This window comes from Streptomyces sp. NPDC048001 (assembly GCF_043203115.1).
GTDB lineage: Bacteria > Actinomycetota > Actinomycetes > Streptomycetales > Streptomycetaceae > Streptomyces > Streptomyces sanyensis.
On record NZ_JBIDBN010000002.1, the window covers coordinates 494352 to 505261 of the forward strand.

Annotated in this window: 9 protein-coding genes and 1 rRNA gene; 8 read left to right on the plus strand and 2 right to left on the minus strand. The window is 70.3% G+C overall.

The window, feature by feature from the left end; translation table 11 throughout:
• Nucleotides 1-132 precede the first annotated feature (132 nt).
• The 4 genes from ACGF15_RS06535 to ACGF15_RS06550 are packed head-to-tail and all read left to right on the plus strand — an operon-like array spanning nt 133 to nt 4986.
• Nucleotides 133-2346, plus strand: a complete 2214-nt coding sequence (locus ACGF15_RS06535; protein WP_345614032.1) for a polyribonucleotide nucleotidyltransferase — start codon at nt 133-135, stop codon at nt 2344-2346.
• On the plus strand, nt 2343-3722 hold the full coding sequence (locus ACGF15_RS06540; protein ID WP_392797047.1) for a M16 family metallopeptidase: 1380 nt from the start codon (nt 2343-2345) through the stop codon (nt 3720-3722). Before ACGF15_RS06535 ends, ACGF15_RS06540 begins: the two co-directional genes overlap by 4 nt.
• 46 nt (nt 3723-3768) lie before the next feature.
• Nucleotides 3769-4521 (plus strand): 4-hydroxy-tetrahydrodipicolinate reductase, encoded by a 753-nt coding sequence (gene dapB / locus ACGF15_RS06545; RefSeq protein ID WP_345614030.1) that lies wholly within the window; start codon nt 3769-3771, stop codon nt 4519-4521.
• A gap of 12 nt (nt 4522-4533) precedes the next feature.
• Complete coding sequence (locus ACGF15_RS06550; RefSeq protein WP_345614029.1) at nt 4534-4986, plus strand: hypothetical protein; 453 nt, start codon at nt 4534-4536, stop codon at nt 4984-4986.
• 68 nt (nt 4987-5054) lie between these two features.
• Here ACGF15_RS06550 and ACGF15_RS06555 read toward each other — a convergent pair whose 3' ends face one another.
• Nucleotides 5055-5603 carry a hypothetical protein gene (locus ACGF15_RS06555; protein ID WP_345614028.1) on the minus strand — a complete coding sequence of 183 codons (549 nt, stop codon included), beginning with the start codon at nt 5601-5603 and terminating at the stop codon, nt 5055-5057.
• A 99-nt stretch (nt 5604-5702) separates the two neighbouring features.
• Nucleotides 5703-5966 carry a hypothetical protein gene (locus ACGF15_RS06560; protein ID WP_392797048.1) on the minus strand — a complete coding sequence of 88 codons (264 nt, stop codon included), beginning with the start codon at nt 5964-5966 and terminating at the stop codon, nt 5703-5705.
• Between the two features lie 240 nt (nt 5967-6206).
• Between ACGF15_RS06560 and thyX the strand changes: the two genes are divergently transcribed.
• The 4 genes from thyX to ACGF15_RS06580 form a co-directional block, all read left to right on the plus strand.
• Complete coding sequence (thyX, locus tag ACGF15_RS06565; protein WP_392797049.1) at nt 6207-6944, plus strand: FAD-dependent thymidylate synthase; 738 nt, start codon at nt 6207-6209, stop codon at nt 6942-6944.
• 242 nt (nt 6945-7186) lie between these two features.
• Nucleotides 7187-8086 (plus strand): 4-hydroxy-tetrahydrodipicolinate synthase, encoded by a 900-nt coding sequence (gene dapA, locus ACGF15_RS06570; RefSeq protein WP_345614025.1) that lies wholly within the window; start codon nt 7187-7189, stop codon nt 8084-8086.
• Between the two features lie 184 nt (nt 8087-8270).
• Complete coding sequence (locus ACGF15_RS06575) at nt 8271-9956, plus strand: ribonuclease J (RefSeq protein WP_345614024.1); 1686 nt, start codon at nt 8271-8273, stop codon at nt 9954-9956.
• A 603-nt stretch (nt 9957-10559) separates the two neighbouring features.
• Nucleotides 10560-10910, plus strand: a 16S ribosomal RNA gene (locus ACGF15_RS06580); the annotation flags it as partial.

Sequence of the window (10910 nt, forward strand, 5' to 3'; positions counted from 1 at the left end):
CGCACCAGTCCGGGTGCTTCGATCGAAGACCGGCCCGCACACAGGGCGCGCTTCTCCTCCACCGCTCCGGCTCCACACGGGCGCCGGAACGCAAAGACGCACCGCAAAGACGAAACGTAGGAGAAACCGCTAGTGGAGAACGAGACCCACTACGCCGAGGCCGTCATCGACAACGGCGCCTTCGGCACCCGCACCATCCGCTTCGAGACCGGTCGGCTCGCCCGGCAGGCCGCCGGGTCCGCCGTGGCGTACCTGGACGACGACACCATGGTGCTGTCGGCCACCACCGCTTCCAGGAAGCCCAAGGACCAGCTCGACTTCTTCCCCCTCACGGTGGACGTCGAGGAGCGGATGTACGCGGCCGGCAAGATCCCCGGCTCCTTCTTCCGCCGGGAGGGCCGCCCCTCCGAGGACGCGATCCTCACCTGCCGCCTGATCGACCGCCCGCTGCGCCCCTCCTTCAAGAAGGGCCTGCGCAACGAGATCCAGGTCGTCGAGACGATCATGGCGCTCAACCCCGACCACCTCTACGACGTGGTCGCGATCAACGCCGCCTCCTGCTCCACGCAGCTCGCCGGCCTGCCCTTCTCCGGCCCGATCGGCGGCACCCGCGTGGCGCTGATCAAGGGCCAGTGGGTCGCCTTCCCGACGCACACCGAGCTCGAGGACGCCGTCTTCGACATGGTCGTCGCGGGCCGTGTCCTGGAGGACGGCGACGTCGCGATCATGATGGTCGAGGCCGAGGCCACCGAGAAGACCATCGAGCTCGTCAAGGGCGGTGCCGAGGCCCCCACCGAGGAGGTCGTGGCCGCCGGCCTGGAGGCCGCCAAGCCCTTCATCAAGGTCCTGTGCAAGGCCCAGTCGGACCTCGCCGCCAAGGCCGCCAAGCCCGAGGGCGAGTTCCCGATCTTCCTCGACTACGAGGACGACGTCTACGCCGCCCTGTCCGACGCGGTCCGGGGCGAGCTCGCCCAGGCGCTGACCATCGCCGGCAAGCAGGAGCGCGAGACCGAGCTGGACCGCGTCAAGGCGCTGGCCGGCGAGAAGCTCCTCCCGGCCTTCGAGGGCCGCGAGAAGGAGATCTCCGCCGCCTACCGCTCCCTGACCAAGGCCCTGGTCCGCGAGCGCGTGATCAAGGACAAGGTCCGCATCGACGGCCGCGGTGTCACCGACATCCGCACCCTGGCCGCCGAGGTCGAGGCCATCCCGCGGGTCCACGGCTCCGCCCTGTTCGAGCGCGGCGAGACCCAGATCCTGGGCGTCACCACCCTCAACATGCTCCGCATGGAGCAGCAGCTGGACACCCTCTCCCCGGTGACCCGCAAGCGCTACATGCACAACTACAACTTCCCGCCGTACTCCACCGGCGAGACCGGCCGCGTCGGCTCCCCCAAGCGCCGCGAGATCGGCCACGGCGCCCTCGCCGAGCGCGCCCTGACGCCGGTGCTCCCGACCCGCGAGGAGTTCCCCTACGCGATCCGCCAGGTCTCCGAGGCGCTGGGCTCCAACGGCTCGACCTCGATGGGCTCGGTCTGCGCCTCCACCATGTCGCTGCTGAACGCCGGTGTGCCGCTCAAGGCCCCCGTCGCCGGTATCGCCATGGGCCTGATCTCCCAGGAGATCGAGGGCGAGACGCACTACGTGACGCTCACCGACATCCTCGGGGCCGAGGACGCCTTCGGCGACATGGACTTCAAGGTCGCCGGCACCAAGGAGTTCGTCACCGCCCTCCAGCTCGACACCAAGCTGGACGGCATCCCGGCCTCCGTCCTGGCCGCGGCCCTCAAGCAGGCCCGCGACGCCCGTCTGCACATCCTCGACGTGATGATGGAGGCGATCGACACCCCGGACGAGATGTCCCCCAACGCCCCGCGGATCATCACCGTGAAGATCCCCGTGGACAAGATCGGCGAGGTCATCGGCCCCAAGGGCAAGATGATCAACCAGATCCAGGAGGACACCGGCGCCGAGATCACGATCGAGGACGACGGCACCATCTACATCGGTGCCGCCGACGGCCCGGCCGCCGAGGCCGCCCGCGCCACGATCAACGGCATCGCCAACCCGACCATGCCGGAGGTCGGCGAGCGCTACCTGGGCACGGTCGTCAAGACCACCACCTTCGGTGCGTTCGTCTCCCTGCTCCCGGGCAAGGACGGCCTGCTGCACATCTCGCAGATCCGCAAGCTGGCCGGCGGCAAGCGCGTGGAGAACGTCGAGGACGTGCTCGGTGTGGGCGCCAAGGTCCAGGTCGAGATCGCCGAGATCGACTCCCGCGGCAAGCTCTCCCTCATCCCCGTGATCGAGGGCGAGGACGACGAGAAGAAGGACGACGCCCAGCAGTGACGTCCCGTAGTCCGCGAGCGACGGCCCGCACCTCCTCGGAGGCGCGGGCCGTCGCCCGTACCCAAACCCTGCTCAAGGGCCGGGACGGCATCGGCACCGTCCGGCGCACCACCCTGCCCGGCGGGCTGCGCGTGGTCACCGAGACGCTCCCCTCGGTGCGCTCGGCCACCTTCGGCATCTGGGCCCACGTCGGCTCCCGCGACGAGACCCCCTCCCTCGGCGGTGCCACCCACTACCTCGAGCACCTGCTGTTCAAGGGCACCGGAAGGCGCTCCGCGCTCGACATCTCGGCCGCGGTCGACGCGGTCGGCGGCGAGATGAACGCCTTCACCGCCAAGGAGTACACCTGCTACTACGCGCGGGTGCTCGACACCGACCTCCCGCTCGCGATCGACGTGGTGTGCGACATGCTCACCGGTTCGCTGATCCGGCAGGAGGACGTGGACGCCGAGCGCGGCGTCATCCTCGAAGAGATCGCGATGACGGAGGACGACCCGGGCGACTGCGTCCACGACCTCTTCGCCCGGACCATGTTCGGAGACTCGCCCCTCGGACGCCCCGTCCTCGGGACGGTCGAGACCGTGAACGCCCTGACCGCGGAGCGCATCCGCCGCTTCTACCGCAGGCACTACGACCCGACCCACCTCGTCGTCGCCGCGGCGGGCAACGTCGACCACGCCACCGTGGTGCGCCAGGTCCGCCGCGCCTTCGAGCGCTCCGGCGCCCTGGACCGCTCCGACGCCCTGCCCGTCCCGCCCCGGGACGGCAGCCGCGCGCTGCGCACCGCCGGACGGGTCGAGCACCTCGGCCGCCGCACCGAGCAGGCCCATGTGGTCCTCGGCATGCCGGGCCTCGCCCGCACCGACGAGCGCCGCTGGGCGCTCGGCGTGCTGAACGCCGCCCTGGGCGGCGGCATGTCCTCCCGGCTGTTCCAGGAGGTGCGCGAGAAGCGCGGCCTGGCCTACAGCGTCTACTCGTACACCTCGGGCTTCGCCGACACCGGGCTGTTCGGCGTGTACGCGGGCTGCCGTCCCGCCCAGGTCCACGACGTGCTGAAGATCTGCCGCGAGGAGCTCGACCGGGTGGCCGCCGAGGGCCTGGCGGACGACGAGATCGCGCGGGCCGTGGGCCAGCTGGCCGGCTCGACGGTGCTCGGCCTGGAGGACACCGGTGCGCTGATGAACCGCATCGGCAAGAGCGAGCTCTGCTGGGGCTCCCAGATGTCCGTGGACGAGATGCTCGCCCGGATATCCGCCGTCACCCCGGACGAGGTGCGCGCGGTGGCCGGCGAGGTCCTGGGCCGCCGCCCCTCCCTGGCCGTCATCGGCCCGCTGAAGGACCGGCAGGCCGACCGCCTGCACGACGCGGTCGCCTGACCCGTGCCGTGAACCCGTGAACCGTGAACCCGTGAGGAAGTAGTCGATGAGCAAGCTGCGCGTGGCCGTTCTCGGAGCCAGGGGCCGGATCGGCTCGGAGGCCGTACGGGCCGTGGAGGCCGCGGAGGACATGGAGCTGGTCGGAGCCCTCGGCCGGGGCGACAGGCTGGAGAGCCTGGTCGACGCCGGGGCGCAGGTCGTCGTGGAGCTGACCACCCCGGCCTCGGTGATGGGCAACCTCGACTTCTGCGTGCGCCACGGGATCCACGCGGTGGTCGGGACGACGGGCTGGACCGACGAACGGCTCGGCCAGCTGAGCACCTCGCTCGACGCCTCCCCGGAGACGGGGGTCCTCATCGCCCCGAACTTCTCCATCGGCGCGGTGCTGACCATGATGTTCGCCCGGCAGGCCGCCCGCTACTTCGAATCGGCGGAGGTGGTGGAGCTCCACCACCCGAACAAGGCCGACGCCCCCTCGGGGACGGCCGTGCGCACCGCCCGGCTGATCGCGGAGGCGCGGACCGAGGCCGGCTGCGCCCCGCAGCCGGACGCCACCCTGACCGCCCTGGACGGGGCCCGCGGGGCCGACGTGGACGGCGTGCCGGTGCACTCGGTCCGGCTGCGCGGACTCCTCGCCCACCAGGAGGTCCTGTTCGGGGGAGAGGGCGAGACCCTCACCATCCGCCACGACTCCCTGCACCACAGCAGCTTCATGCCGGGGGTCCTGCTGGGCGTGCGCCGCGTCGTCTCCGCTCCGGGCCTCACCGTCGGCCTCGAGAACTTCCTCGACCTCGGCTGACCGGTGGCGGCCATGCGAGCGAAGATCACCTACGCCGTCACGGCGGCCGTCCTGGTCGTCTACTTCGTGCTGGCCGGAGGCCGGGGCGTCGTGCTCATCCGGCACGGGACCCCGCTGACGGTCGCCTTCGGGGTGGCCGTGCTCGTCATCCCGCTGATCGGTGTCTGGTTCCTCTGGAAGAACACGCAGTTCGTCCGCCGCGCCAACCGGCTGGCGGCGGAGCTGGAGGCCGAGGGAGGGCTTCCGGTCGACGAGCTGGTGCGCACCGCGGGGGGCCGGATCGACCGGGACTCCGCCGACGAGGTGTTCGCCCGCCGCAAGGCCGAGACGGAGGACTCCCCGGACGACTGGCGCTGCTGGTTCCGGCTCGCGGTGGCCTACCACGACGCCCGGGACACCCCGCGGGCCCGCCGCGCGATGCAGCGGGCGATCGCCCTCCACGCCGGCCGTCCGGCAGCCGGCTGATCCGGTCGCTTCGTGCGTGCGGGGCCGCCCCTCCCGGAGGGGCGGCCCCGCACACACGAGGGGGCGAATCAGGCGCCGCGGTACTCCGCGCCCCACGCCTCGACGGTGTCGGCCGCGCGGTCGAAGGCCTCCAGCCGGGCGAGGAAGTCCGCGTTGTGGTCGGTGAGCAGCACCAGCGGGTCCGCGCCCTGGCGCACCAGCGTCAGCGCCTGCCCCTGGACCGTCCGCGGCAGCCCCAGCCAGCGCACCGGCTGCTGCACGGTGCGCAGCGCCGTGGTGCGGTTCCAGGGGAGGGTCGTGGTGGTGAGGAAGCCGACCCGGCGGATGCCGTGGCGGCTGACCCAGGCCCCCATGCGGAGCAGGCGCAGGGCCCCGGCGACGAGGGCGAGGCCGAGCAGCATGCACACCGACGCGCCGGTGACGGCACCCGCGAAGACGATGATCATCCCGGCGATGAACACGAAGGACGCGAGCAGCAGCAGCACGGCTGCCGTGCCGACCCGCCAGGGCCCGGGCCGGTAGGGCCGCCGCCACTGGTCGTGGTCGTCGAAGGGCAGCGCGACGTCGTCCGTCTGCGCGTCGTATGCACGGTCGGCCGTCAGGAAGGGCAGGGGCACGGCGGATCCTCACTCACCAGCACGCTCGATGGAACTGTGCCCGGTGAGGCTACCGAGACGGGTGGTGGGGGACCACCCCCGGGGCCTCCGGGCGTGCCGTCAGCGGCCCGGAGCGGCCTCGGAAGTCTGCGTCCGCCCCGGGGTCTGTTCCGTGTCCAGGGCGGGCACCCCGAGCAGCAGGGCGCCGACGATGCCCCCGACGACGGCCATCCCCACCATCGCGCGGCCCAGCAGCTCGCCCGCGCTCGCCCGCCGCCGGGGAGGGGGAGCGACGTTGCTGCGGAAGGCGTCGGCCTCGGCGACGAACGCGAAGGGTACGGCTTCCGGGCCGGAGCCACCACCGGCGGGGCGGGGCAGGGACATCGGGCACATCTCCTCGGTTCGGTGCGGCGGTCGGAGGCCGCCGCCGCGGGTGCTGTCGACTGTGAAGACGCATCCGGGAGCCGTTCGGTGCCCGATTCCGGCGAGATTTCCTCGATCCCGGCGTACTGCGGCGCCCGCCGCGGTGACCGGGCGGCGGTGGAGGAGGACCCTGGGGAAACGCGGGCGGCCGCTCGTCGTTAAGGTGAGCGCCGCCCCTCGCGACCACCGGAAGGACTCCCCGTGCCCGAAACCCCCGCAGACGTCAAGCCGACCTATCGCAGCGACGTCACGGTCGAGCTGGTGAAGCACACGGCCGGCGACTCGGACGTGCTGTGGGCGGCCCGGGTCTCCACCGCGGGCGAGCAGTCCCTGGAGGAGCTCTCGCGTGACCCGGAGCGCTCCAAGGGCCTGATCAACTACCTGATGCGCGACCGCCACGGCAGCCCCTTCGAGCACAACTCGATGACCTTCTTCATCAACGCCCCGATCTTCGTCTTCCGCGAGTTCATGAGGCACCGGGTGGGCTGGTCGTACAACGAGGAGTCCGGCCGCTACCGGCAGCTGGAGCCGGTGTTCTACGTCCCGGACGCGGAGCGCAGGCTGGTGCAGGAGGGCCGCCCGGGCAAGTACACCTTCGTCGAGGGGACGCAGGCGCAGCAGGAGCTCACGGGCCGGGCGATGGAGGACGCCTACGCGCACGCCTACGAGGCGTACCGGGAGATGCTCGACGCGGGCGTCGCCCGCGAGGTGGCGCGTTCGGTACTGCCCGTCGGCCTGTACTCCTCGATGTACGCCACCTGCAACGCCCGCTCGCTGATGCACTTCCTCGGCCTGCGGACGCAGCACGAGGACGCCCGGGTGCCCTCGTTCCCGCAGCGGGAGATCGAGATGGTCGGCGAGCGGATGGAGCAGCACTGGGCGGCGCTGATGCCGCTCACCTACGCGGCCTTCAACGCCAACGGCCGTATCGCCCCCTGACCCGGGGCGGCGGGGTGCCGGCGCCCGCCGGACCCTCAAGGGGACGGATCGGGGCACTCATGTACGAGTAACCCAGGTGAAGTGTCCGTATTGCGGCGTTTCGAGAAGTTCATCTAGGCTGATCAAACGGACCCGGCACTGCTTGAACCCCCGAGCAGGCAGTGCCGGGTTCCCCATCCCACGGCATACGTCACGTCCCCCGAGGGGACACCGCGCACTGAGCAGCGAGTAGCGTGTCACCCATGGCTCCGATCTCCACTCCGCAGACCCCCTTCGGACGGGTCCTCACCGCCATGGTCACGCCCCTCACGGCGGACGGCGCACTCGACATCGCGGGCGCCCAGCGCCTGGCCGCCCACCTGGTGGACGCCGGCAACGACGGCCTCGTCGTCAACGGCACCACCGGGGAGTCGCCCACCACCAGCGACGCGGAGAAAGACCAGCTCGTACGGGCCGTGCTGGAGGCGGTCGGAGACCGCGCCCATGTCGTCGCCGGCATCGGCACCAACGACACCCGGCACAGCGTCGAACTCGCCCGCGCGGCCGAGCGCGCCGGCGCCCACGGCCTGCTCGCCGTGACGCCCTACTACAACAAGCCCCCTCAGGAGGGCCTGTTCCGGCACTTCTCGGCCATCGCGGACTCCACCGGACTTCCCGTGATGCTCTACGACATCCCCGGGCGCAGCGGTGTCCCGATCGACACCGAGACGATCGTCCGCCTCGCGAGCCATCCACGGATCGTCGCCAACAAGGACGCCAAGGGCGACCTGGGCCGGGCCAGCTGGGCCATCGCCCGCAGCGGCCTCGCCTGGTACTCCGGCGACGACATGCTGAACCTGCCGCTGCTCTCGGTCGGGGCCGTCGGCTTCGTCTCCGTCGTCGGCCATGTGGTGACCCCGGAGCTCAGGGCCCTCGTCGACGCCCACCGGGGCGGTGACGTCCAGAAGGCCACGGAGATCCACCAGAGGCTGCTCCCCGTCTTCACGGGCATGTTCCGCACCCAGGGCGTCATCACGACGAAGGCGGCCCTGGCCCTCCAGGGCCTGCCCGCCGGCCCTCTGCGCCTGCCGCTGGTCGAACTCTCCCCCGAGGAGACCCAGCAGCTCAGGCTGGACCTCGCCGCGGGCGGGGTACACATCTGAACACCAGGACTTCACAACTGAACAACGGCAGCAGAGCTGCACACGAGAGAGAAGGAACCGGCCGACGCGGCCCCGAGGGCGGAATGCCTGCCCCGGGTCGGCAGGCCGGGCGACAGCACGTGCACGAATGTCATGTACGCCACGTGCCCACGCGGTATGTGGCGTACATGGTGAGGAGAGTCTTTTGAGTCATCCGCATCCCGAACTCGGCGCGCCCCCGAAGCTGCCCAAGGGCGGCCTGCGCGTCACCCCCCTGGGCGGCCTCGGCGAGATCGGCCGCAACATGACGGTCTTCGAGTACGGAGGCCGCCTGCTCATCGTCGACTGCGGAGTGCTCTTCCCGGAGGAGGAGCAGCCCGGCATCGACCTGATCCTTCCGGACTTCACCACCCTGCGGGACCGCCTCGACGACATCGAGGGCATCGTCCTCACCCACGGCCACGAGGACCACATCGGCGGTGTGCCGTTCCTGCTCCGGCTGAAGCCGGACATCCCGCTGATCGGCTCCAAGCTGACCCTGGCCCTGATCGAGGCCAAGCTCCAGGAGCACCGCATCCGCCCGTACACGCTGGAAGTGGCCGAGGGCCACCGCGAGCGCATCGGGCCCTTCGACTGCGAGTTCATCGCGGTCAACCACTCCATCCCGGACGCCCTGGCCGTGGCCATCCGCACGCCCGCGGGCCTCGCCGTGCACACCGGCGACTTCAAGATGGACCAGCTCCCGCTGGACCGCCGCCTCACGGACCTGCACGCCTTCGCACGGCTGAGCGAGGAGGGCATCGACCTGCTGCTCTCCGACTCCACCAACGCGGAGGTGCCGGGCTTCGTCCCGCCGGAGCGCGACATCTCCAACGTGCTGCGCACGGTGTTCGCCAACGCGCAGAAGCGCATCATCGTGGCCAGCTTCGCGAGCCATGTGCACCGCATCCAGCAGATCCTCGACGCGGCCCACGAATACGGCCGCAGGGTGGCCTTCGTCGGCCGCTCGATGGTCCGCAACATGGGCATCGCCCGCGACCTCGGCTACCTCCGTGTCCCGGCCGGCCTGGTCGTCGACGTCAAGACCCTCGACGACCTGCCGGACGACGAGGTCGTGCTGGTCTGCACCGGCTCCCAGGGCGAGCCGATGGCGGCGCTGTCCCGGATGGCCAACCGCGACCACCAGATCAGGATTGTCCAGGGCGACACCGTCATCCTGGCCTCGTCGCTGATCCCGGGCAACGAGAACGCGGTCTACCGCGTGATCAACGGGCTCACCCGGTGGGGCGCGAACGTCGTCCACAAGGGCAACGCCAAGGTGCACGTCTCGGGCCATGCCTCGGCCGGCGAGCTGCTGTACTTCTACAACATCTGCAAGCCGAAGAACCTGATGCCGGTCCATGGCGAGTGGCGCCACCTGCGGGCCAACGCCGAACTCGGCGCGCTCACCGGTGTCCCCAAGGACCACATCGTGATCGCCGAGGACGGCGTGGTCGTCGACCTGGTCGACGGCAGGGCCCGGATCGTCGGCAAGGTCCAGGCGGGGTACGTGTACGTCGACGGGCTCTCCGTCGGCGACGTCACCGAGCCCGCGCTCAAGGACCGCCGCATCCTCGGGGAGGAGGGCATCATCTCGGTCTTCGTCGTGGTGGACAGCACCACCGGCAAGGTCGTGGGAGGGCCGCACATCCACGCCCGGGGCTCCGGCATCGACGACGGGGCCTTCTCCGCCGTGCTTCCCAAGGTCGAGGAGGCGATCGGGCGTTCGGCAGCCGACGGCGTCGCCGAGCCCCACCAGCTCCAGCAGCTGGTCCGCCGCACCGTCGGCAAGTGGGTCTCCGACACCTACCGCCGCCGCCCGATGATCCTGCCCGTGGTGGTGGAGGTCTGACGGCCCGTCGGGCCCGGACACCGGAGCGGGGCGCCTCGATTTGCATCGGGGCGCCCCGCTCCAGTACGTTGTCACTTCCACTCGAACGGGGCACCCGAGCACGCAGTGCTTGCGGGAGGCTTCCCGGGCCGGGGCGGGAAATTCCGACTCAGAATCTCTGATAATGTCGGCTGCGCCGAAAAGGAAAACGCGAAAGCGGTCCCTTTGAGGCAGTCCCGCCGACCGGGAATCGGAGCCGAAAGGGTCTGATAGAGTCGGAGCCGCCGGAAGGCCGAGAGGCCGGAAAGCGGAGAGCAGGACCGAGAAACACCCCGAGGAAATCGGATCGGAAAGATCTGGTAGAGTCGGAAACGCAAGACCGAAGCGAAAGCGCCCGGAGGAAAGCCCGAGAGGGTGAGTACGAAGGAAGCGTTCGTTCCTTGAGAACTCAACAGCGTGCCAAAAATCAACGCCAGATTAGTTGATACCCCGTCCCCGGGCCCTGTGTGGTCTGGTGGATGAGGTTCCTTTGTAACAAACACAGCGAGGACGCTGTGGACCGGTGGGCTTATTCCGCCTGCTGGTTCCGCTCAACGTGGTGTTCATCCCGATTACGGGAAAGCATTCATGGAGAGTTTGATCCTGGCTCAGGACGAACGCTGGCGGCGTGCTTAACACATGCAAGTCGAACGATGAACCTCCTTCGGGAGGGGATTAGTGGCGAACGGGTGAGTAACACGTGGGCAATCTGCCCTGCACTCTGGGACAAGCCCTGGAAACGGGGTCTAATACCGGATACGACTCGGGAGGGCATCCTTCCGGGTGGAAAGCTCCGGCGGTGCAGGATGAGCCCGCGGCCTATCAGCTTGTTGGTGGGGTGATGGCCTACCAAGGCGACGACGGGTAGCCGGCCTGAGAGGGCGACCGGCCACACTGGGACTGAGACACGGCCCAGACTCCTACGGGAGGCAGCAG

Bases quoted from the DNA above. Each gene is read 5' to 3' on its own strand.
- ACGF15_RS06550 (WP_345614029.1), top strand. From the start codon at position 4,534: ATGCGAGCGAAGATCACCTACGCCGTCACGGCGGCCGTCCTGGTCGTC.
- dapB (WP_345614030.1), top strand. From the start codon at position 3,769: ATGAGCAAGCTGCGCGTGGCCGTTCTCGGAGCCAGGGGCCGGATCGGC.
- dapA (WP_345614025.1), top strand. From the start codon at position 7,187: ATGGCTCCGATCTCCACTCCGCAGACCCCCTTCGGACGGGTCCTCACC.
- ACGF15_RS06560 (WP_392797048.1), bottom strand. From the start codon at position 5,966: ATGTCCCTGCCCCGCCCCGCCGGTGGTGGCTCCGGCCCGGAAGCCGTA.